Origin of the sequence: Laspinema olomoucense D3b (assembly GCF_025370785.1) — a bacterium.
Lineage (GTDB): Bacteria > Cyanobacteriota > Cyanobacteriia > Cyanobacteriales > Laspinemataceae > Laspinema > Laspinema olomoucense.
Genome location: NZ_JAMXFA010000001.1, coordinates 100,494 through 124,253, shown reverse-complemented (window position 1 = coordinate 124,253; position 23,760 = coordinate 100,494). Strand labels below are relative to the sequence as shown.

General features: G+C 47.8%; 17 protein-coding genes. 8 read left to right on the top strand and 9 right to left on the bottom strand.

Going from position 1 to position 23,760, the window contains the following annotated elements; all coding sequences use genetic code 11:
* The first annotated feature begins 19 nt into the window (after positions 1–19).
* Positions 20–2,866 carry a serine/threonine-protein kinase gene (locus NG792_RS00500; RefSeq protein ID WP_261234086.1) on the top strand — a complete coding sequence of 949 codons (2,847 nt, stop codon included), beginning with the start codon at positions 20–22 and terminating at the stop codon, positions 2,864–2,866.
* Positions 2,867–2,942: 76 nt separating this feature from the next.
* Here NG792_RS00500 and NG792_RS00495 read toward each other — a convergent pair whose 3' ends face one another.
* A complete protein-coding gene (locus NG792_RS00495; protein ID WP_261199876.1) occupies positions 2,943–3,164 on the bottom strand; it encodes a hypothetical protein in 222 nt (73 codons plus the stop codon).
* A gap of 115 nt (positions 3,165–3,279) precedes the next feature.
* A complete protein-coding gene (locus NG792_RS00490) occupies positions 3,280–4,077 on the bottom strand; it encodes an Rpn family recombination-promoting nuclease/putative transposase (protein ID WP_261234085.1) in 798 nt (265 codons plus the stop codon).
* 359 nt (positions 4,078–4,436) lie between these two features.
* Between NG792_RS00490 and NG792_RS00485 the strand changes: the two genes are divergently transcribed.
* Both NG792_RS00485 and NG792_RS00480 read left to right on the top strand, forming a co-directional pair.
* Complete coding sequence (locus tag NG792_RS00485; RefSeq protein WP_261234084.1) at positions 4,437–6,146, top strand: alpha/beta hydrolase; 1,710 nt, start codon at positions 4,437–4,439, stop codon at positions 6,144–6,146.
* Between the two features lie 236 nt (positions 6,147–6,382).
* Positions 6,383–7,252, top strand: a complete 870-nt coding sequence (locus NG792_RS00480) for an SPFH domain-containing protein (protein WP_261199873.1) — start codon at positions 6,383–6,385, stop codon at positions 7,250–7,252.
* Here NG792_RS00480 and folP read toward each other — a convergent pair.
* Positions 7,249–8,118 (bottom strand): dihydropteroate synthase, encoded by an 870-nt coding sequence (folP, locus tag NG792_RS00475; protein ID WP_261199872.1) that lies wholly within the window; start codon positions 8,116–8,118, stop codon positions 7,249–7,251. The genes NG792_RS00480 and folP overlap by 4 nt on opposite strands.
* A gap of 421 nt (positions 8,119–8,539) precedes the next feature.
* Positions 8,540–9,268 (bottom strand): triose-phosphate isomerase, encoded by a 729-nt coding sequence (gene tpiA / locus NG792_RS00470; protein WP_261234083.1) that lies wholly within the window; start codon positions 9,266–9,268, stop codon positions 8,540–8,542.
* Between the two features lie 542 nt (positions 9,269–9,810).
* On the opposite strand from tpiA, the gene NG792_RS00465 reads away from it, so the two are divergent.
* Positions 9,811–10,041: a DUF4327 family protein gene (locus NG792_RS00465; RefSeq protein WP_261199869.1), complete on the top strand. Its 231-nt coding sequence runs from the start codon at positions 9,811–9,813 to the stop codon at positions 10,039–10,041.
* A gap of 245 nt (positions 10,042–10,286) precedes the next feature.
* Here the strand turns inward: NG792_RS00465 and NG792_RS00460 are convergent, their stop codons facing one another.
* Both NG792_RS00460 and NG792_RS00455 read right to left on the bottom strand, forming a co-directional pair.
* Positions 10,287–12,437, bottom strand: a complete 2,151-nt coding sequence (locus NG792_RS00460) for a polyribonucleotide nucleotidyltransferase (RefSeq protein WP_261199868.1) — start codon at positions 12,435–12,437, stop codon at positions 10,287–10,289.
* A 401-nt stretch (positions 12,438–12,838) separates the two neighbouring features.
* Positions 12,839–12,991: a hypothetical protein gene (locus tag NG792_RS00455; protein WP_261234082.1), complete on the bottom strand. Its 153-nt coding sequence runs from the start codon at positions 12,989–12,991 to the stop codon at positions 12,839–12,841.
* A gap of 99 nt (positions 12,992–13,090) precedes the next feature.
* Here NG792_RS00455 and NG792_RS00450 point away from each other — a divergent pair, with 99 nt between their 5' ends.
* A complete protein-coding gene (locus tag NG792_RS00450; RefSeq protein WP_261234081.1) occupies positions 13,091–16,312 on the top strand; it encodes a sll1366 family intein-prone helicase in 3,222 nt (1,073 codons plus the stop codon).
* Between the two features lie 37 nt (positions 16,313–16,349).
* A complete protein-coding gene (locus NG792_RS00445; RefSeq protein WP_261234076.1) occupies positions 16,350–17,150 on the top strand; it encodes an SWIM zinc finger family protein in 801 nt (266 codons plus the stop codon).
* A gap of 218 nt (positions 17,151–17,368) precedes the next feature.
* Here NG792_RS00445 and rppB read toward each other — a convergent pair whose 3' ends face one another.
* Both rppB and rppA read right to left on the bottom strand, forming a co-directional pair.
* Complete coding sequence (gene rppB, locus NG792_RS00440; protein ID WP_261234075.1) at positions 17,369–18,778, bottom strand: two-component system sensor histidine kinase RppB; 1,410 nt, start codon at positions 18,776–18,778, stop codon at positions 17,369–17,371.
* Positions 18,779–18,867: 89 nt separating this feature from the next.
* Complete coding sequence (rppA, locus tag NG792_RS00435) at positions 18,868–19,569, bottom strand: two-component system response regulator RppA (RefSeq protein WP_261234073.1); 702 nt, start codon at positions 19,567–19,569, stop codon at positions 18,868–18,870.
* 117 nt (positions 19,570–19,686) lie between these two features.
* Between rppA and NG792_RS00430 the strand changes: the two genes are divergently transcribed.
* Positions 19,687–20,346, top strand: coding sequence for a permuted SH3 domain-containing protein (locus NG792_RS00430; protein ID WP_261234072.1), 660 nt, complete (start codon positions 19,687–19,689; stop codon positions 20,344–20,346).
* Positions 20,347–20,354: 8 nt separating this feature from the next.
* Positions 20,355–23,507 carry an efflux RND transporter permease subunit gene (locus NG792_RS00425; protein ID WP_261234070.1) on the top strand — a complete coding sequence of 1,051 codons (3,153 nt, stop codon included), beginning with the start codon at positions 20,355–20,357 and terminating at the stop codon, positions 23,505–23,507.
* Here NG792_RS00425 and NG792_RS00420 read toward each other — a convergent pair.
* On the bottom strand, positions 23,501–23,686 hold the full coding sequence (locus tag NG792_RS00420) for a PCP reductase family protein (protein ID WP_261207836.1): 186 nt from the start codon (positions 23,684–23,686) through the stop codon (positions 23,501–23,503). The two genes, NG792_RS00425 and NG792_RS00420, sit on opposite strands and share 7 nt — an antisense overlap.
* Positions 23,687–23,760: the final 74 nt, after the last annotated feature.

The following is a 23,760-nucleotide window of genomic DNA, read 5'->3' as shown; positions in this document are numbered from 1 at the left end:
GGTGTAGACATATAGGCTCATGCGTTGTTTAAACTGTCATGCAGAAGGCATCTCGTCAACGAATCAATACTGCCCCAAATGCGGCGCTCATTTACCCGCACTCCAGCAAAACCTCCTGCCGGAACAAACTCGCTTAAAAGCCGACACCTACGAAATCGAATATGCTTTAGGACGAGGGGGATTTGGGATTACCTATCGAGCGCATCATATTGGCCTGGAACAACCTGTCGCCATCAAAGAATACTATCCCCAAGAACTCGCCCATCGCCACAGCAATAATGGGGGATTAACCGTTCCCCAAAACAAGACGGAAATGTATCAGCGTTGGTTAACCCGATTTTTGCGAGAAGGGCGGATTTTAGCCAAACTGAATCATCCCAGTTTAGTGCGAGTGCAAGACTTATTTGAAGAAAGAAACACCGCCTATCTGGTGATGGAACTGCTCTCCGGGAAAACATTAGGACAAGAGTTAGACGAGCAGCCTGGGAAAAAATTAGACCCGCAACGAGTTAGGGAAATCATCACATCTTTAGTCAGTGCTTTAGCGGCAACTCATCAAGCCGGAGTCTATCATCTCGACCTCAAACCCGACAATATTCTCCTGACACCGGAAGGGCGAATCGTCTTAATCGATTTTGGGGCAGCCAAACAAGAAAGCGCCACCATTGGTCCCACCCGGAGTACCCGAGCATTTACACCAGATTACGCCCCACCGGAACTGATTGGCAACCAGGCGATCGGGCCAGAAAGCGATATTTTTGAACTGGGGATGCTCTTACATCAAATGCTCACCGGGACCCTACCACCTCCAGCCCTGAGTCGCCTCATCGGAGAACCCTGGGAACCCCAATTAGAGGAACCCTGGCAGGGTTTAGTCGCCTCCGCCTTACCGCTACAGAAAAATCAGCGCCCTAACAATATCAGTGAGTGGTGGAACACGGCAGCATCTGAGGTAAATAGCTCTGGGAATATGCGATCGGCAACACTCCCTCGACCCAAACCCCAGGTTTCACCCCCGGTTTTAAAGCCCCGGCCAACAACTGCGTCCGGTCCCGGCAAAAGCGTAATAGATCTGCGCGGCTATTTTATCTTGCCCGAACTACAAGCTCAGGGAATGGTACGACGCTTTGGACGTGGAGCCATCCGAAATGTGTTCCTGCTGAATCAGGAATTAGCGATTGTCTGTGCCACAGGTGGCGCGGCATTGTTTAACCTAAGCAGTGGTGAAGCACTCTGGGAAATCGACTGCCCTGCTAATTCTGGAGCCGTAAGTCTGGACGGAAAACTGTTAGCTTTAGCGAGGGGACAAACTATTTACTTCTGCGATTTAATGACGGGGCAATTCCTGCGTCAAATTCAGGGACATACCGACGGGGTGAATAGCGTAGTCTTCAGTCCCGATGGCAAATTACTCGCGTCTGGAAGTAAGGATAAGACCCTGCGGCTGTGGGATACCGTTACAGGAATGGAACTGCACCAACTCTGTGGACATACAAAATCCGTGGTTAGTTTGGCCTTCAGTCCCGATGGCAAAGTCCTTGCTTCTGGGAGTGAGGATGAGACCATGCGGCTGTGGGATGTGGTTACGGGAAGGGAACTCTACCAACTCTGTGAACATACCTGTATCGTGAACAGTGTGGCCTTCAGTCCCGATGGCGAAGTCCTCGCTTCTGGGAGTGGGCCTCATACCTTGTGGTTGTGGAATACGTTTACAGGAAAGGAATTGTGTGAACTTAGTGCACATATGAGGACCGTCAAGAGCGTAGCCTTCAGTCCCGATGGCAAATACCTCGCTTCTGGGAGTTTAGATAATACTGTGGTGCTGTGGGATGCCGCTACCGGAAGGGAACTGCGTCAACTCTCTGGTCATACCTACAAATCCGTGGTTAACTTGGCCTTCAGTCCCGATGGCAAAGTCCTCGCTTCTGGGAGTTTAGATAATACGGTGCGGTTGTGGGATACGGCTACGGGAAGGGATCTGGGCCAACTCTCTGGTCATACCGAATCTGTGAACAGTGTCGCCTTCAGTCCCGATGGCAAATACCTCGCTGTTGCTGGCAATTGGGATCAGATCGTGCGGCTGTGGGATGTAGCTAAGGGACAGGAACTGCGCCAACTCTCTGGTCATAGTTTGTGGGTAGAAAGTGTCGCCTTCAGTCCCGATGGCAAATATCTCGCTTCTGGGAGTGACGATAAAACTGTGCGGCTGTGGGATATGGCTAAGGGAAGGGAACTGCGCCAACTCTCTGGTCATACTCACTGGGTTTTTAGCGTCGCCTTCAGTCCCAATGGCAAATTACTCGCTTCTGGGAGTGGGGATTATACGGTAAGGCTGTGGGATGTGGTTACGGGAAGGGAACTGCGCCAACTCTGTGGACATACGAGCCCCGTAGTGTTTAGCGTAGCCTTCAGTCCCGATGGCAAGTTCCTCGCTTCTGGGAGTGAGGATAATACGGTGAGGCTGTGGGATGTGGTTACGGGAAGGGAACTGCGCCAATTCTGGAGACCTACTGGCCCAATGAAAAGCGTCGCCTTCAGCCCAAATGGCAAATTCCTCGCTTCTGCGGGGTGTTTTGATAATATTGTGAGGCTGTGGGATGTTGCTACAGGAAGGGAACTGCGCCAACTCTCTGGACATACCGCCCCAGTGGAAAGCGTGGCCTTCAGTCCCAATGGTAAATTCCTCGCTTCTGGGAGTCAGGATAATACGGTGAGGCTGTGGGATTCAATAACGGCCAGACAACTGCGTACATTTCAGGGACATACAAGGTCGGTTTCTTGCGTTGCCTTCAGTCCCGATCGCAAATATCTCGTCTCTGCAAGTCATGAGGGGGTAGTCCGGTTGTGGGATGTGGCAGATATCTAGAGTTGAAAAAAATTCGGATTTAGTCACCCCATCACTGGCTTAAATTCAAACATTAGCCGGTGATGAAACAATAGATTTAATCTTCCTTCCCCTTCGTCAACAGGGCTACTTTCTCAACTAACTCTAACGGCAATTCCACCGTCTGGGCAATTTCTTCTAAACTGACCCCTTTCCAAATCAAGTGTTTGATCAACACAATCTGGCCTTGCTTCCACCCGTCAAACCAACCTTCAATCCAGCCTTCGGCAAAACATTCTTGATAGGAGCGATTGTCTTTCCAACTTCCTAGTTCAAACATGGTGGCTATCTCCTCTTAACCTAAAATTTGGGATAAAACCCCCTCGATTCACCTGGATTAGAGGGGGTCGATTGGTTTATGTCAACCTACGGATTTTTATCGGCATTGAGTGGGGTTAATCTTCCTGACTATTGCTATCTTCGGCAGCTTCCCGAACTAAATATAGTGGCAACTCCAACGATTCAGCAATAGCTTCTAAACTTAATCCCTGACGCATTAAAGGTTTAACAGCCTTAATTTTGGCCCGCATTTCACCTTCGGCAAGGGTTTCTTGATAGAAGCGATTGTCTTTCCAACTTCCTAGTTCTAACATGGCGGCTATCTCCTTTCGAGTTTTTGTGGTTAACTTGTAAATAATGATGGTTTCAATGAGTTCGATGAGGTCCCGTTGGTGGTTGGGATTGGGGAGTTCAGTGGTGGCTTGGGCGATTAGGCGTTTGGCTGTTTCTACCGCAGCCGTTTCCGGTTCTATGATTAGTTTAACAACTCCCAGACCTAATGTGCTTTCCCCTTCCGGTTCCAGTTCATCCAAGTAGATGCGGGTGACCCGATCGCAGTTGAGCAGTTCCTGAAATTGTAACTGGTCTTTGGGTTCGATATGACGATAGGGGTAAATGATGACGACTTGCCAGGGATTTGCCGGTTTGTATTGGCGTAGGTAGATAAAGAGTTCGGCAAAAATCCGATAGTAAAGCTCATCATCGGGTTGGAATTGTACTTCGGTGAGGTAAAAGGGTCGGTTGGGTTCCTCGTCGGTGGGTATGAATATCCCATCAATCCGAAAAGCCAATTGTTTGACTTCGATGGAGGTGAACTGATAGGCACTGGCTTCTTGAATCGGACGGTGGAGTAATTCAAAGAAGATAGTCGGATATTTTTGGAATATGGTATAAAAAATTGTGTCAGTTCTCATGGGCGCTGAGATGAAGGTGAGTTGGGGATATCTCGTATTAGTTGTTTTGATTTGTTCTTATTTTACCGCGATTGGTTCTTAAAAGCAACAATAAATAACAGTTTTTATTTGTTTGTTTAATCTGGATTTTAGCTTGTGCCAAATAACGGAGTGATCCCCCCAACCCCCCTTAAGAAGGGGGGCTTTTTAGGGTTTTACAATAAGTCTATTGAAAAGTTAGGAATTGCCTGCTACAACTGGGTGACCCTTTTGGGAATCGGGTGTTGTACGTTAGACTGGGGTTATGGAGTCGGGAACACCTGTGGATTGGGGGGGTTCAATCTCATTGTCGATCGCGCGTAATGGAGAGGATAAAAGTTGTGAAACGCACTCAAATAATCGGTTGGGATTCATCAGGAAAATTCTCGGGAATTTTTGGCTTTAATCGCCGGTTTAGGCGCTGGCATCATCGGGCGATCGCACCCCTGATTGCTGCTATGGTGGCAGTCGCCTCTGGTGCAAATGTCGCCACTCTTGCCGCTGAAAGTTTGACCTTTCGTCTCGGTCCCTGGCAAGGCTCGATCGCCATTTCTGATTTAGAAGAGTATGCTAGAACTGGCGAACTTCCCGGCAATCTTGCCCCCCTAGGTCCCTTTTTACCGGACGGATTGCAAGAGGTGTTGGCGCAACGGGTGGAAATTGACCCCGATATTGGCGATCGCGCCCTGGATCGTCTCATCAAATCCCCCCAAGGAAACCGCTTTATTCGTGCTATTTTCTTACTCGTTCCTGATAGCACCATTGAGCAAATTAAAGATGCTATTAAACTCGTTGCCACCGAAGGTAATGGGCTGAGTTTATTAGGCATTTTAAAAGCCTTGCCCGGGGATAATATTGTTTTTGATGCAACTTCGGCGATCGGCGTTGCATCACGTTTGAATCTACCCTATTTAGAAGGGCAGATTTTGAGATCTCGCTTAGAAAGTGACCTCGAAGTAGAAACCGAACCCTTTTTCGCCAGTTTCGACCCCGCCTTACCCGGTTCCCAACAGGTTTCTCAGCAAACCCTCACCTTTCGCGATCGCCAGCGCAATCGAGATATTATTGCTGAACTGTATTCCGGCACCAATCCCCAAGGACCTCTAGCGGTTCTCTCCCAGGGATTAGGGTCCGATCGCTTCTTATTGAACTATTTATCTCAACATCTTGCCTCCCACGGCATCACCGTCGTTGCTATTGAACATCCTGATATTAATGAGGCATCCGTTGAAAATCTCCCCGTCACCTTAGACCCCACCAATCTCATCCCCGCTTCCGTCTTTTTAGAACTTCCCAAAGATATTAGTTTCGTCCTGGATGAACTCACCGAAATGAACCGCCAACCCGGTTCTCTTGCCGGGAAATTGAACACAGCAGAAACAGTAGTCATTGGTCATTCTTTAGGCGGTTATGCCGCATTAGCTGTAGCGGGGGGCGAGTTAAATTTAGACGAATTACGAGACTTTTGTAGTGAGGGCCGTAAATTAGGCCGATCGCCTGCGGATTTATTGCAATGTTCTGCCACAGAATTATCGGGAAATCAGATTACCTTGCGCGATCGGCGGATTAAGCAGGCAGTCGCCCTAAATCCGAATATTGGCAGTTTATTTGGGGAAAAAGGACTGAGTGAAATTGAAATTCCTATCCTGTTAGTCGCCGCCAGTGATGATGCTTGGGCCCCGGCAGTCACCCATCAATTGCGGCCCTTTACTCAACTGGAAGATCCGAAATATCTCCTCACGGCGATCGGGGGGACACATTTCAGCGTCACTGACCCCGACTATCCCAGTCTGTTAGAACGTCAAACCGTCTTACCCGATGACCCCACTCGGGAACAGACGGAAAACCTGCGGCAATTATTGCGCGGGGTCACCTTGGCATTTGTCAAACAGCAGACACCGGAAGCGAGTACCTACGCCCCATTTTTAAGCGCTGCCTACGCCCAATCCCTGGGAACTGAAGAAACAGCTTTGCGCCTGAATGAAACCCTCCCCACGCGCTTGGCGCGGTGGTTGGCAACCAGTGAAGCGGCCCTCGGGCGGTTGGATTGAGGCATTGACAAGGGCGATCGCATCCTGTGTTTAAGATGCGATCGCCCTTGTACGGATGCTTAACCTTCACAAACCGATTAAACTAGAGACAATACCTGTCTTAGAGATTTTTTCCCCCTATTCCTGAACCAAAAACATCGGGATTGCTTCAGGAATTAAACTCTCGCCCTATTTCTCTAAGTTGGGCCTAAAATTTCAGCATTTTTTGAGATTATTTTGGGCTGATATCCTGCATTATGAATACATTTTTTGCTTTTGTAGTTCCCTTAATTTTTGGCATTCTCGGTTATACCGTGAGCGCCGTTAAAGTTATTAATGAAGGAAACGAAGCCTTAGTTGAACGGTTAGGCCGATTTAATCGCAAACTGAGTCCCGGTCCTAATTTGGTATTTCCTTATGTCGAAAGTATCGTGGTAGTAGATACTACTCGGGAACAAGTTTTAGATGTCCCGCCTCAAAATGCCATTACCAAAGATAACGTCGCTATTAAATTAGATGCGGTAGTCTATTGGAAAATCATGGATTTGCAAAAAGCCTATTATGAGATCAATAACATCAATTTAGCGATTAAAAACCTGGTTTTAACCACCCTGCGTTCGACCATTGGTCACATGGAATTGGAGGAAACTTTTTATTCCACGGAGGAGATTAATAAGCGGGTGCTAAAAAGTTTAGATGAAGCAACATTTAGTTGGGGAATTAAAGTTTTGCGCGTGGAAGTTCAAGACCTTGACCCGCCGAAAACGGTTTTAGAATCAATGGAAATGCAACGCGCTTCGGAAATTCGCAAACGGGCAACTATTGTTGATGCTGAAGCAACTGCCGAGTCTGTGCAACTGATTTTAGACTTGCTACAACCTCAGATGACAACCACAGAAGTGATGAGATATTTGCTGGCTAAACGCTATGTGGATGCGAATCAAGAACTGAGTAAAAGTCCTAATTCTAAGGTAATTTTTATGGATCCCAAGGCGTTAAATGATACCCTATCAGAGCTGATTTATACGCCGGAAATTGGCCAACACCTGACTAATCCGAATAATCCTACCCCCCCAGGAGGAAATCCTCCCCCCAGTCCGCCGGGAAATGGCTCGAATCCTACTTAGGTTTTGGGTCGATAAATGGCATCAGCCACCCGACAAACGTCGTGCATTTCAGCAACATCATGGATGCGGAGGATATCGGTACTGCCAGTGGCGATCGCCGCACAACAAGCGGCAGCGGTTCCCCAGACTCGCTGTTTGGGGTCGGGTTGGTTGACCAGATGTCCGATAAAACTTTTACGAGAAGGGCCGACTAACAGGGGATAGCCTAATGTTTGAAACTGGGATAAGTTTCTAATCAGGTCCAGGTTCTGCTCCCAGGTTTTAGCAAACCCAATCCCCGGATCGAGAATAATTTGAGAGGGTTGAATTCCGGCAGCAGTTGCCTTCTGAATTTGAACGGTGAAAAATTCTGTGATGTCCCCGATTAAATCCTGATAATGGGTGAGTTTTTGCATGGTTTCCGGAGTGCCTCGACTATGCATGAGGACGAAGGGGACGCCTAATGCTGCCACTACCGAGAACATTTCTGGGTCCCCGGTTCCCCCAGTCACATCGTTGACAATATCTGCACCCGCTTCTATGGCAGCTTTTGCTACAGCCGATCGCGAGGTATCGATAGAAATGGGACAGGTGGCGAAACCGGGGTCTTCTCGAAGCGATCGCACCACCGGAACCACACGATTCAGTTCCTCTGTTAAGGAGACTTCCAAGGCCCCCGGTCGCGTGGACTGGCCCCCAATGTCCAAAATATCGGCACCGGCGTTAATTAACGCCTTGGCATGAGTAACCGCAGTCTCCAGGGTGTTAAATTCGCCCCCATCACTAAAACTATCCGGGGTAACGTTGAGGACCGCCATCAAATAGGTCCGCTGACCCCACACAAACGGGCGATCGCGAATCCTCAGCGGCAAGGGTTGATGATTCATCCAGGATTAATGACTTTTGAGAGATAGGGGTTAACGAGTGATACGGAATTCGGTTTTGAAAGGTTTATCAAAACCCGCACCCTCAAGGGTGGGGCTCTACGGACAAAGCCTGCCTACGCAGGCTAATACAGAAAATCGACTTTTAATAACCGAATTGGGCATGATTTGCTGTGAACGGGGGATAACGATTCATACCCCATTTAGTTTTTAAAATTTTCTCTTTAGCCCGCGCTTCTCGGGCTTTGTTCATATAGCCCCACCCTTCCAGGGTGCGGGTTTCTGGATGGTTTTAGCCCGCTTCCAGGGTGCGGGTTTCTTGCGGGTTTCTTCCCTAGACAGTCCAGGGCGCACCGCAGAGCGCCCCTCCTGCATGATTCGGAGAATGGATTCCGGTTCGGAAATGAACCGTTATCCCTTCAACCTAAGCGCGATAGTTGACAATTTTGCCCCAGCTATCCGGGGTGAGACTGGCTCCACCGACCAATACTCCATCAATTTCCGGCTGTGCCATCAATTCATCGATATTATCCGGTTTGACCGATCCACCATACTGAATCGTGACCTCTTTATTGTCCAATTTTGAGCGAATCAACCCGATCACTCGGTTTGCCTCGTCAGGTTCACAGGTTTCCCCAGTCCCGATCGCCCAAATTGGTTCGTAGGCAATCACCAACTGGGTTTGGTCGATATCTACCAGGTCTTTTTCCAGTTGACCTAAAATGTGAGATTCCGTCTCGTTAGCGGCGCGTTGTTCCTTCGTTTCACCTACACAGAGGATGGGAATCAGTCCATATTTCTGGGCTGCTTTTAGGCGCAGGTTCACCGTTTCATCGGTTTCCCCAAAATATTGCCGACGCTCGCTATGCCCGATAATGACATACCGCACGCCGATTTCCGTCAGCATCGGGCCAGAAATTTCTCCCGTATAGGCACCCGCTTCTTCCCAGTGAATATTCTGAGCACCTAGGCGAATGCGACTCCCGTGCAAATTCTTGGACAGATCGCTTAAAGCAGTGAATGGCACGCACAGAACCACTTCCCGATTCTCCGGGGCGTCCTCTGCGTTGGGTTTGAACCCCTCTAAAAACTCCAGGGCTTCTGCCTGGGTTTTGTACATTTTCCAATTACCGGCCAGAATGATTTTTCGCACGGTTAGCTCAGTCAGATACAGAATTCGACAAAATACTGAATATGAGTGTAAAGCGAATTGGGATCGTTTCACGCCAATCTGGCGAAAAAGTCGCCAAACCTCTCGGTGGGGCCGTAGGCTGTTTAGGGCCTCGGGGGTGACTCGCGACTCTGGGTCGGGAGTTTTCTGTTGCTCATCCTTAATGATTCATATTAATTTTAATGAAGACAGCAGTGAAGTGCTTACTACAAAAACCCGCCGAACTGCTAAAGTCATTCCGGTGAATTTAAAAAACTCAGGAAGTTGTCCTCCCCGGTTAGCCTCCATTTGTAGTAACGACTTCAGTCGTTCTTCTGTCTTGAAAAGAGAACGAGCATGACCCAACCTAAACCTTACTTTCTCAGGAAGCTAGGGAGCTTAAGTGCTGATTCAAATTGATAAAAGGCTATAGAAATTGTTATGGTTCGGGAACGATATCGGCGTCAATTGTAGCCGAAACTGCCATTTTAAATATAAAATTAAGTGACTCTCCTACCGCCCTGAAGGGGATAGCGATTTTCAATATGGTTCAAGCGACGATCTCATATAGCATAGGCTTTATCAAACAAGAAGCTCGTCAACTCGTCAAAAAAGGCATTCTCAGCCGTCAGCAGCCGATTTATACCCTTTGCAAGTACATTCCCGCTCGTGAATGGGGAAACATCGAGCGAGAGTTAGAACAAAATGACTTTTTGCTGCGCGATCGCATCTGTGATTTGTTAGGTCGGGAAGATTGGTTCGACGAGTCATGTTAGATTAGGTCCACCCTCACCGTTGTGCTTTGATTTGCTTTCTTAGCATAAACCCCACCACCCGGGGGAATCCTGGGTGGGGTTTCTGTCTTACCCTCACAGGGGCGATCGCCTACTTGAAATGCAAAAAGCTTCTGATTTCAGAAGCTTTCTATCACCCATTCTCACTTATCACGGATCATTAATCCTTGTAGGCAGGCCATAAGCAACCCCTCCAGGTCAAATTGGAGGGATAAAGCTAGACTTTTCTACACCAGTCCCGCTGCTTCCCGGGCCGCTTGTGCCTCATCAGGATGAATGTTCAGACGAGTGAGATTGATTCGGCCTTTGTTATCAATATCGCGCACTTTAATCACGACTTGATCACCCACGGCGAGTTCATCCTCAACCTTGCCGACTCGATAATCGGCAATCTGAGAAATGTGTACCATTCCTTCCTTACCAGGGAGGAATTCCACAAACGCACCAATCGGAATAATCCGCGTGACGGTCCCCAGATAAACATCCCCCGCCGATAACTTGCGAGTCATGTTTTGAATAATCGTTACTGCACGCTGTGCCTTTTCACTTTCGATCGCCGAAACGGTGACGGTTCCATCATCCTGGATATCAATCTTGGCACCAGTTTCCTCGGTAATGCTCTTAATCATCTTACCGCCCGGTCCAATCACCATGCCAATGAATTCGGGGTCAATCTTGATCGTCAACAGGCGTGGCGCATAGGGTGAGAGTTCTGCGCGCGCTGTATCAATTGTCCCCAGCATTTTTTCCAGGATATGCAGTCGCGCCGGTTTCGCTTGCTGAATCGCCTGGGCGATCGTCTCCATAGACAACCCGGAGATTTTCATATCCATCTGCAAGGCAGTGATTCCCGTGTCGGTTCCTGCTACTTTGAAGTCCATATCCCCGAGGAAATCTTCAATTCCTTGGATATCGGTCAAAATCCGAACTTCATCCCCTTCTTTGATCAGACCCATTGCGGCACCGGAAACGGGTTTCTTGATAGGAACACCGGCATCCATTAGACCCAGGGTCGAACCGCACACCGAACCCATTGAGGTGGAACCGTTGGACGAGAGCACCTCAGAGACGACGCGAATCACATAAGGGAATTTGTCATAATCCGGTAACACCGGCAGTAAGGCGCGTTCTGCTAAAGCGCCGTGACCGATTTCCCGACGTCCAGGCGATCGCATCGGTCGGGTTTCTCCCACGGAAAACGGCGGGAAGTTGTAATGGTGTAGATACCGCTTTTCATCTTCCGGATGCAGGTCATCGGCTAAATCTTGGGCATCTCCCGGAGTTCCCAAGGTCACCAACGATAACACCTGAGTTAATCCCCGGTTAAATAAAGCGCTACCATGAACCCGTCTGGGCAACAGTCCCACGCGGCAGGAAACAGGCCGTACTTCGTCCAGTTTACGACCATCGACGCGCACGCCATCTTCGACAATCTGCCGCCGCATCAGTTTCTTGGTGACTTCTTTAAAGACTTTCCCCAACGCTTTGCTGTCAGCCGTTGCCGCAACCCTCACGGGTTCTTCCTCGGGCATTTGAGCTATTTGCTCTTGGATGGTTTCTTTAATCTCATCTAAGCGCGTATCGCGGAGGGTTTTGTCTAAATACTGAGACAAAATCCCTTTAATATCATCGGTTGTCCGTTCCTGAATGAACGTTTCCAGGGTCTGATCCACCTCTTGCGGTGGCTCAATGACTGGCTCAATTCCTAACTCTTCCATGATTTCCCGCTGCGCTTGAATCAAATCGCAGGTTGCTTCATAGCCGAAATCAATGGCTTCGATGATATCCTGTTCGGGAAGCTGATTCGCACCGGCTTCTACCATGATTACCCCATCGGGGCTCCCGGCGACGACCAGATCCAAATCTCCCGAGGTGATTTCTTTATAGGTGGGATTAATGATAAAATCATCACCCACCAAACCGACGCGCACGGCTGCCATGGGACCATAGAAGGGAATTCCGGCTAACTGCACCGCCACCGAAGCACCCGTCACTGCTAAGACATCCGGGGGCACTTGGGGGTCCATTGACCAGGTTGTAGCGACAATTTGAATATCATCCCGAATCCACTGGGGAATCAAAGGCCGCAAGGGACGGTCAATTAATCGACAGGTTAAGGTTACCTTTTCCGGTGGTCTTCCTTCCCGTCGTAAGAAGCCTCCAGGAATTTTCCCCCCTGCATAGAGGCGTTCTTCGTAATCAACCAATAAGGGGAGAAAATCAATGCCCTCTCTGCCCTGGGAACGGGTCGCCGTCACGAATACAGCCGTATCTCCCGACTGAATTAATACTGCACCACCCGCCTGGGGTGCAAACAACCCAATAGTGAGTCGAATATCCCGTCCATCAAAGGATATTGACTTTTCAATTTCTTTCATGCAGTCCTTTTTCCTTCTAATTCGCTCTCTTTTCTTTTCTGTGGCAATCGTAACACTTCTAAAGTGCGATCGCTTTAGACGCAACCAGGGGTTCGGACTGATCAGGCAACAGCAATCTCTTGGCCACGATCCCTGATGATCTCGCCCGGTCTTTACGGAGCGGTTTTGGCTTGAGTGCATCTCTCCTTCTTTGGGTCCGCCGCCCCTGCGCGGATGCTTTCTTTGGGTACTCGTCCCCATGTTTCAAGCCTTTTGATCCATTTTAGCCCACGATCGCAGCTTTACACGCCAGACATCATCCCCGCAATCCGGCAAAATCTTCAGCGAATCAGGGACAGGAGTCGTTCGGTTTGGACGCCCCTGAGCCTTAAGCGGTTCTCGGGATTCCTCCTGGGTGACCCTTATCCCTGCCCTATTCCTATCCCCTGGTGCGATCGCCCTGAATCCGAGGTTTGGGTTGCCGGAAAAATGTTAAATTGAGGCCAGTCGCATTCCAGGGCATTGGAATTCAGCCGGAAAATTACCATCCGTTCCATCCAATCCGGCGGGGTCAACTGTTATGAATTCCCTCTTTTTTAATCTAAAATTGAACCCAAGCGTTTTAAACAGACCCATTTCATAATAAGTCGTCAGTTAGAGGATTTTTCACAGGCATGGCAATTTTACATGGCAGTTGGATTCAATCAGGGGATTCAACCGAAGGCAAACAAATCGGTGAATATTTATTAATTTGGGGAGAAACTTGGCGGCGATTCAATCCCGATGAAACGCCAAATTTAGGGAAGGCCCTCGTCCATCCTTTAGCCATGAATGCCAGTGAATTAAGCGAGTTTATCACCCGCTTAAACACAGAAAATCGCTTGTCCTGGAAATTACCCGACTGGGCGGATCCGACTGCTACAAAAGGCAAAAAACAAAAGAAGACTGACAAAAAGCTAGGGATTGAACCTTGGCAGAAGGTGGCGATCGCCCTGCCAACGGATCTCAGTTCCTCTCAGGGTCCGATTCCCCTCCATTCCGGGAGTCAACCTTCAGAAGAAGACATTGTGCTGTATCCTTGGCAAGTTGAGGGACTCTGCCTGAATGCCGCAGATACCATTGACTTTTTATCCGCATTGCCCTTGGGGACCCTCGACCCTGCGGATAATTTTATCGGGTCTGACTTGCGCTTCTGGTCCCACATTGCCCGGTGGAGTCTGGACCTCCAGGCGCGATGTAAGTTTCTCCCCCAAATCCAACGCCCTCTCACCGGAGGCGCGATCGCCCATTGGCAACCCCTCCTGGATAGCGACACCGATCGCAAACGCCTCAACCGCTTCACCCAGCAAATGCCCACGGCTTGCCGGACCTATCAACTCGGCAACCCAGAAGAATTAGCAGTCCAATTCCCCCCAGAACCCCAGGAGTTGTTACAAGGATTTCTCTCTCAAGCCCTGGATATTCGCATCCGCAAGGCGGCTGGGCAGGAGTCCATGCCAAATTTGGTCTCTCCGGTGAAAGAATGGCTGCAAGGGTTAGTTTCTGAACCGGGGATGATTTCTGGGGAACCCGATGCGATCGCCAAAATTGAATCGGCGATCGCCACCTGGACGGCCCCAGTTGCCCCTCATCTCGCCGGACAGCAACCGTTTCGCGCCGCCTTTGAACTCGTCCCCCCGGAATATGGCGATAATCGTTGGACGTTGCAATATTTCTTGCAATCCATTGATGATGCTTACTGTTTAGTCGATGCCAAAACCATCTGGAATAATCCAGTGGAACAGTTTGTATATCAAGGTCGCACCATTGAACACCCCCAGGAAACTTTGTTGCGGGGATTAGGATTAGCTTCCCGCCTATTTCCGCCCTTGGAAGCGAGTTTAGATACGCAATGTCCCCAATCCTGTGCGATCGCACCTCTGCAAGCCTATCACTTTATTAAATCTGTCACTTGGCGTTTTGAAGATAGTGGATTAGGCGTCATTTTACCTGAAAGTCTTTCCCCTCGCGATGGATGGGCCACTCGCTTAGGATTATCCATTCGCGCCGATAGTCCAACTCTTCCCAAAGGCGGATTAGGATTACAAAATCTCCTGAATTTTAAATGGGAATTAACCATTGGTGGACAAACCATTTCCAAGAAAGAATTTGACCGTTTAATTGCCTTGAATTCTCCTTTAGTAGAAATTAATGGAGAATGGGTGGAACTGCGGGACCAAGATATTCGCGCCGCCACGGACTTCTTTAAATCTCGCAAAAATCAGATGTCTTTGACCTTAGAAGATGCTTTGCGCTTGGCGACGGGAGATACTCAGGTCATGGAAAAACTCCCCGTGGTTAAATTTGAAGCTGGGGGACATCTGGAGGAGTTGCTGAATACTATCACTAACAAGCGATCGCTAGAAGATTTAGAAGTTTCTACCAACTTCAAAGGGGAATTGCGGCCCTATCAATTACGCGGTGTCAGTTGGTTGGCTTTCTTACAAAAATGGGGTTTAGGCGCTTGTTTAGCCGATGATATGGGATTAGGGAAATCCATTGAAACTATTGCATTTTTGCTGTATTTGCAAGACCAAAAAGAATTAAATAATCCCGTATTGTTAGTTTGTCCCACCTCAGTTTTAGGCAACTGGGAACGAGAAATTAAAAAATTTGGACCCAAGCTTAAAGTCATGGTTCATCATGGCGATAAACGGGCCAAGGGGAAAGCCTTTGCACAAGCCATTCAGGGCAAAAACTTAGCCATTACCAGTTATCCCCTGGTTTATCGGGATCAAAAAGAACTACAGAGTGTTTCTTGGGAAGGTATTATTTTAGATGAAGCGCAAAATATTAAGAATCCCCAGGCGAAACAGTCCAAAGCTGTCCGAGATTTGATTGATGAAGAAACCCAACCGTTTCGGATTGCATTAACGGGAACGCCGGTGGAAAACCGACTGCAAGAACTGTGGTCAATTATGGACTTTTTGAATCCGGGTTATTTAGGTGCGCGACAATTTTTCCAACGGCGATTTGCTACCCCGATTGAGAAATATGGGGATACGGATTCATTGGAGGCATTGCGATCGCTGGTTCGTCCTTTTGTCCTGCGTCGCCTCAAAAGTGATAAAACCATCATTCAGGATTTGCCGGAAAAACAGGAGAATCCGGTATTTTGTGGATTGTCTGCGGAACAGGCAAAATTGTATCAAGAAATCGTGGATAGTACCTTGGCTGACATTGATGCAGCAGAAGGGATTCAGCGGCATGGGTTGATTTTGGCATTGCTGGTTAGATTGAAACAAATTTGTAATCATCCGGCGCAGTTTTTAAAAGAAAAAACCCTGAATCAACCGCTGCGATCGGGCAAATTGCTGCGCTTAGAGGAAATGCTAGAAGAGATGCTGGCAGAAGGCGATCGGGGTTTAATCTTTACTCAATTTGCAGAATGGGGGAAACTGCTGCAACCCTATCTGTCCGAAAAATTAGGCCGAGAAGTTCTATTTTTGTATGGAGGAACCCGCAAAAATCAACGGGAGGAAATGGTCGATCGCTTCCAACAAGACCCCCAAGGACCGCCGATAATGATACTATCCATCAAAGCCGGTGGGGTGGGTTTAAACTTAACCCGCGCCAATCATGTCTTCCACTACGATCGCTGGTGGAATCCCGCCGTGGAAAATCAAGCCACGGACCGCGTATTTAGAATTGGACAAACCCAAAATGTGCAAGTGCATAAATTCATCAGTACCGGCACTTTAGAGGAGAAAATCCACGATTTAATTGAGAGTAAGAAAGAGTTAGCCGAACAAGTCGTAGGCGCAGGTGAACAATGGTTAGCCGACTTAGATAGCGATAATTTACGCAACTTACTCATCCTCGATCGCAATGCCGTCATCGATGAAGACGACTCATAATAAGGACAAAGGACAAATGACAAATGACCCAGGACCAATGACCCAAGACAAAGAATGGTGGACACAACAATGGCTAGACTTACTTAATTCCTATCGCTTTAAAAAGCGGTTAGAACGGGCTAGAGTTTATGCGAGAGAGGGAAATGTTTTAAGTATCGATTTTGAAGGACAAAAGGTATTAGCACAAGTCCAAGGAACGGACCCAGAACCCTACAAAGTTTCTCTCTGGTTAGATCCATTAACCGATGAAGATTGGACCTATGTCATTCAAACGATGGCAGAACGGGCAATTTTTTCCGCTAAACTTCTAGCGGGGGAAATGCCACAAAATATCGAAGAAGTGTTTGCTGCCAATGGGGTGAGATTGTTTCCATTTACCCTAGAACAAGTCAATTCCCGCTGTAGCTGTCCGGATAAAGCTAATCCCTGTAAACATATTGCAGCAGTGTATTACTTGTTAGGCGATCGCTTTAGTGATGACCCGTTTGTATTATTTCAATTACGGGGACGCACTCAAGCCCAAATTCTTGCTTCACTCCGACAGATTCGGGGTACGGATACGAATGTCGAACTAGGGGAATCTAAAGTCAAAGAACATAAATCAAAACTGCATAAATCTCCTCTAAAAGTCGAAAAATTTTGGCAGTATGATGACCAGTTAGAATCGGGATTAGTGGTAATTGCCCCTGCGCCCAGTAGTGAAACCGTGTTAGATGTTTTAGGACCAATTCCCATTAAACCGGCAGCAACGGGACAAGCGGTGATGCAGTCATTAACAAGCATTTATCAAACTGTGAGTCAGCAGGCAATTTTATCAGCATTAAGTCGCGATGGATGAATAGAATTGTTGCTTTTATTCCGGAGGATCCCCCCAACCCCCCTTAAGAACGCCAATCGGCTTTTTTTAGATTAAATCTGGTTGGAAAAAGTTGGGTTTCTGTTTTAGCCCGCGCCCGCTGGCTGTGTCCGTATAGCCTCACCCTTGGGGGTGCAGGGTTGTTCTAAAAAGCCCCCCTTCTTAAGGGGGGTTGGGGGGATCTCTCCGGGATTTTGCAACTATAATAGAGTTAGGATATCGGCTTTTTCCCCTTCATTTATAACCGAAGAAATTGCTAATTCCACCCTAAAAATGCTACCATATCCTAACTGACTTTCCACGGAAAGATTAGCTTGATGTTTCTGGGCGATCGCCTGGACAATGGCTAAACCCAATCCCGTCCCCCCAGTTTGACGGCTGCGATCGCTATCCACACGATAGAACCGTTCAAAAATTCGGGTTTGTTCTTCCAATGCAATGCCAATTCCGGTATCTTTCACGGTAATTACGGCAAGGCGATCGCGTCGCGTTAACTCAAGCACAACTTGACCCCCAATCGGTGTATAGTGAATCGCATTAGCAATTAAATTAGATACCAATCGATACAACTGGGATTCATATCCTAAAACATAAATTTGAGCATCGGTAACATGACTAATGAGATGCAGTTCGCCCCCGATGGCTAACTCTAAAAATTCCTCTGTTAAATCATTGATTATATCATTTAAACAGCAAGGTTTAAAGGGGATTGGGGATGAATTTTGCTCCAAACTGGTTAACAAGAGTAAATCAGAAATTAAATGACTCAACCGCCGTCCCTGCCTTTCCACCGTTTGCAGCATGATGGGAATTTCCGACTGATGGGCGGGGGGTAATCGTAACATAGCCTCTACTGTTGCTAACAGACTGGCTAGAGGCGATCGCAATTCATGGGCAGCATTTGCCGTAAACTGTTGCTGTTGCTGATAGGACTGATAAATCGGCTGCATGGCTAATCCTGATAGCCACCAACTGGAAATCATCACCAACCCTAATGCAATGGAAAACCCCATCCCTAAAATCCATTGCATTCGCTGCACTTCTCCGTCAAAGGCTTCTAACGTTCGGCCAATTTGTAAGTATCCCCAAGAAGGATGAGAATGATGGAAAGAGGAAGATTCACTGGGATGGTGATTGTGTAAAATAATCGTAAATTGGTGATAGCGAATCCCCTGGAGACTCTGAAACGTTTGCCAGGGTTCAGGATGGAATGTTCGGGAAATGCCTAGGGGTTGACTAGGAGAAAAAGCGAGAAGTTTTCCTTGCTGATTAAATAGGCGAATATAGTAAGTATTGCGATCGCTAATTCCGATGGTATGACGTTCAATTAATGTCGGACTGATATTACAAGATTCTCCCGCTACACAGAGTTCCGGCAAAATCCGCTTTAAAACCGTTGTCGCTTCTCCGGAAGGCGGTAACATCGGTTCCAAACTATCATGCAACGTCCCGGCGATTGACTCCATTTCCCGTTCCATTGCTTCCCAATTTGACTGAATCAGCGATCGATACAAACTCACACCGGACAAACTCAAAATCACCGCCATTACCCCGGCATACCAAAAAGCAAGACGGATGCGACTGCGGCGAAATAATTGATGACTATTCATGGTCGAAGAGATTTACACAGATGTATTATACCTCTTGCAAAAAAAAGGATTGATCCCCCCAACCGATTGGCGGTTTTAAGGGGGGCTTTTTAGAATTTTGCAAGAGAACTATTAAAGCGATATCCTTGACCTGGAATGGTTTCAATGGGACAAGGACAACCATAAGTCGATAACTTGCGCCGCAATAATCGCATTTGTGCCGCTACTACATTGCTAATCGGTTCTTCATCCAAATCCCAGAGTTGATAGCGAATCTTACTCCCGGAAATAATGCGATCGCAATTTTGCATCAAATAGGCAAACAGTTGAAATTCTTTCACCGTTAACGGAATCAGTTGAGGCGGTTGAGTCAAGGCGAAATATAAGGCATTATTCCCATAATCCAAAGTAAATCCACCCACCGTCAGAGTTTGGGGTTGAAGTTGAGGCGATCGCCGCTGTAATGCACGCAAACGCGCCAATAATTCTTCCATCACAAACGGTTTCACCAAATAATCATCCGCCCCAGCATCCAGTCCCGCCACCCGATTTTCCGGCTGTCCCAACGCTGTTAACATCAACACAGGTAACGGATTTTGATGCGATCTCAATCGCTGACATAACCCGACCCCAGATAACTTCGGTAGCAACCAATCCACGATCGCCACTGTATAATCCGTCCACTGACTTTCCAGACAATCCCAAGCCTGTAACCCATCTTGAACCCAATCTACCACATACTTTTCATTCACTAACACCTGCTTAATTGCCTGTCCTAAATCCGCCTCATCTTCCACCAGCAAAATTCTCATCTGTGTTTAGGAAAGTCACTACAGGCTTGATTTTAGCCAAGGTAGTTCCATTTCATCTCAATTTCATCTACCCTTTGCCAAACTATGGAAGATTGTTATCCCCTACAGGAGTGAATCATGGGTTACTCACATCAATATCTAATTCGCGCTGTTTTAATCACAACGGTTCTTTTCTCCTTCCCCAAACCAGCTTTATCTCATGTGGGACATGGGGATGAATTCCAATCCAGTGGCGGGATTGAACGGGTAGCAGTGAACCCGGAAACCGACCAAATGTTAGGTATTGTGGTTACCCCGATCGCCCCAGCGGCAGATGGTAGTGCCAGCACCTTAATCCCCATCACCGCCTTAGTCAATGCTGACGATCAGCAACTCGTTTTTGTCCAATATGAAAACTTCTATGAACCTGTTCCCGTTACCACCGGCGCAACCCAAGGGGAACTGATTGAAGTCATGGAGGGGTTATCCGTAGGGGAAAATCTCGTCACCCAAGGCAGTTTGTCTCTTTATGCTGAATCTCGCAAAACCCAATCCCCGGAGACTGCCGCCACTCCACAACCCGTCGCCACCCAGAGTACATCCCTGATTGAGGATTCGACACCCCAACCCCTGGAAATCGCCCAACAACCCCTAGAAACTACCCCAACCGAAAGCACATTTCCGATGGGTTGGTTCGTCGGCATTGCGATCGCTATCCTTCTCGTGGCAACCCCGATCGCCTTAGTCAGTTCCCGCAAAAAAAACAGCAGCCTTTCCGATAACCAAGGAGATCGTTAAGTAGGCAGATGTTAAATTCACTTCTCAATCTTACCCTCAAAAACTCCATTGCTCAACGGTGGTTAATCGTTGTTAGTGCTATCTGTATTACCATTTGGGGAATCTTCAGCATTACCCAAATGCCTTTGGATGTTTTTCCCGAATTTGCACCGCCTCAAGTTGATATTCAAACTCAAGCAGCGGGATTGGCACCAGAGGAGGTGGAATCGCAAATTACGGTTCCCATTGAAAGCGCGGTTAATGGTTTACCGGGAGTCACCACGGTGCGATCGTCCTCCAAAGTTGGACTCTCAATGGTTCAAGTGGTATTTGACTCCCAAGCCGATATTTATAAGGCAAGGCAAGCGGTTACTGAACGAATTCAACAGATTACCAATCAACTTCCGGCAGGGGCACATCCCCCTGAAATTTCCCCCCTAGCTTCCCCCTTAGCGACGATTTTGCAATATGCATTTACCGTCACGGAAGGAGGGGAAACTTCCTTAATGGACCTCCGGCATTTCGTGGATACTACCCTCACCCAGCAACTTTTATCGGTTCCCGGGGTAACCCAAATTACGGTGTATGGCGGTGACGAACGGCAGGAACAAGTGCTCGTTGATCCGGCAAAATTGCGATCGCTGAATGTGTCTTTAACGGAAGTTGCTCAAGCGGCTAGAGGCGCTAATTCCAATGCCCCGGGTGGGTTTTTGATTGGTGGAGGTCAAGAATTATTAGTCCGAGGAATCGGTCAGATTAAATCCATCGAAGACTTACAGCAATCGGTAGTCAAAGTCCAAGAAGGCTCCCCGATTTTACTTAAAGATGTGGCAGAGGTGAAAACTGGAGCAGCCCTAAAACGGGGCGATGCTAGTTTTAACGGAGAATCGGCTGTGGTGATGATGATTAATAAACAGCCTAATGTCGATACTCCCACGGTCACCAAAGCAGTAGAATCCCGGATGCGATCGCTCCAGGAAACCTTTCCCGCCGATATCCAAATTGCCCGCACTTTTCGCCAATCGAATTTTATTGATTCCGCGATTAGTAATGTTAGCGGTTCTCTGATTCAAGGCATTATCATTGTCTCCGTGATTATGCTGCTATTTTTGATGAATTGGCGCACGGCAGTGATTACCTTAAGTGCCATTCCCCTCTCATTAGTCATTGGCTTATTGTTCATGAAAGCCTTGGGCTTGGGCATTAATACCATGACGTTGGGAGGATTAGTCGTTGCCATTGGTTCCGTCGTAGATGATTCCATTGTTGATATGGAAAACTGCTATCGGGGACTCCGCACGAATCAAGCGCAAGGTAATCCGAAACATCCCTTTCAAGTGGTTTATGATACCTCCGTTGAAGTCCGACTGGCGGTGGTTTTCTCCACAGTGATTATCATTGTTGTCTTTGCGCCTATTTTTAGTTTAACGGGGGTGGAAGGACGGATTTTTGTGCCAATGGGGTTGGCTTATTTACTCTCGATCGCCGCCTCAACCCTGGTCGCCATGACCCTTTCCCCGGCCCTTTGCGCCATTCTGTTAGCGAATCAAACCCTTCCCCAGGAAGGGACTTTTGTTTCCCGATTAGCGGAAAGATTGTATCGCCCGTTGCTGAATCTATCCTTACGCGCCCCCCAAATTATTCTAGCGATCGCCCTCGCGAGTTTAGTAGCAACCCTGGCGATTGTCCCCTCCTTGGGACAAGTTTTCCTACCGGAATTTCGGGAAAAATCAATGGTTAACTCAATGGTTTTATATCCCGGAGTTTCCCTAGATATGACCCATCGCGCCGGTATCGCCCTATCCAAATCCCTGCAAAACAATCCCCTTTATGACTGGGTACAAGTTCGCGCCGGACGGACTCCCGGGGATGCCGATGGCGCGGGGGTAAGCATGGCTCATGTCGATGTAGAACTCAGTGATTTAGCGTTAAAAGACCGAGAAACCAGTGTTCAACAACTGCGCGAAAGTTTTTTAAAATTACCGGGTGTTGCGCCTAATATTGGCGGATTTATTTCTCACCGCATGGATGAAGTCCTCTCGGGAGTCAGAAGTGCGATCGCCGTCAAAATTTTTGGTCCAGATTTAAAGGAACTGCGCCGCATTGGTGAACAAGTTCGAGATGCGATCGCCCCGATTTCTGGGGTAGTTGATTTGCAACTAGAACCGCAACTTCCCATTCGCCAAGTCCAAATTGAATACAACCGGCAAGCTGCCGCAACTTATGGTTTAACAATGGAACAATTGTCAGAAGTTGTGGAAACTGCCCTCAATGGTCGAGTTGTTTCTCAAGTGCCAGAAAATCAACAACTGATTGATATTTTTATCACCCTGACTGAGACGGGGCGCAACAGCTTAGATGCAATGGGCGCAATTCCCATTTCTACCCCAACGGGAGAGACAATTCCCCTCCGAAATGTTGCCCGTTTAAGTTATGGCATGGGAGCAAATGTAGTCAATCGGGAAAATGTCTCTCGGCTAATTGTAGTTTCGGCGAATGTGGCAAATCGAGATTTAGGCAGTGTCGTCGGCGATATTCAAGAGCAAATTCGGGAAAAAGTGACCTTACCCCAGGGATATTTTATCCAATATGGCGGACAATTTGAATCAGAACAACGGGCGAGTAATAGCTTATTGTGGTTTAGCCTTTTAGCAGCAGTCGCGATTGCTATCCTGATGTTTTTCTCCGTTAAATCGCTCCCGGCAACCATCGCAATTATGCTGAATTTACCCTTAGCCTTAGTCGGGGGAATCATCTCCATTGCCTTAACCGGCGGCGTAATTTCCATTGCCTCCCTGATTGGATTTATTACCCTATTTGGAGTAGCAGTCCGCAATGGGTTGTTACTGGTGGATAATTACAACACAAAATTTGCTGAGGGAATGCCTTTGAAAGAGGTGATTATCAACGGTTCCCTCGACCGAGTGAATGCCATTTTGATGACCGCTTTAACCTCTGCCTTGGGAATGTTTCCCTTGGCGATCGCCACCGGCGCAGGGAATGAAATTTTACAACCCTTAGCCATTGTGGTTTTAGGGGGCTTATTCACCTCTACCGCCTTAACGCTGTTAGTAATTCCGGCGCTTTATGCCCAATTTGGGAAACGATTAATGCGTCAAACCAAACCAGCAATGGTGGATATCGAGTCCGGATGGAAAAACCCTAACACCATCCTTCATTGACCAAATTCCACCCGCGCCTTTTCCACAATCTCCGGCGTCACGACATCCAGTTCGGCTTCTCGCGCCAACTGGATGATTCGCTGTCTTGCCTGCGATCGCACGAAATAGGGAATATTCTTGAGCTTAACTTTCGCTTCTTCCGTCCATTCCAGGTCATCAAATAAATCAGAATTAGACATAAATAATATCCGGTTAAATGTTAAATTTTTAAATGGCAATCTGTAAATCTACAGCAGTGCCATTTATTTTATTG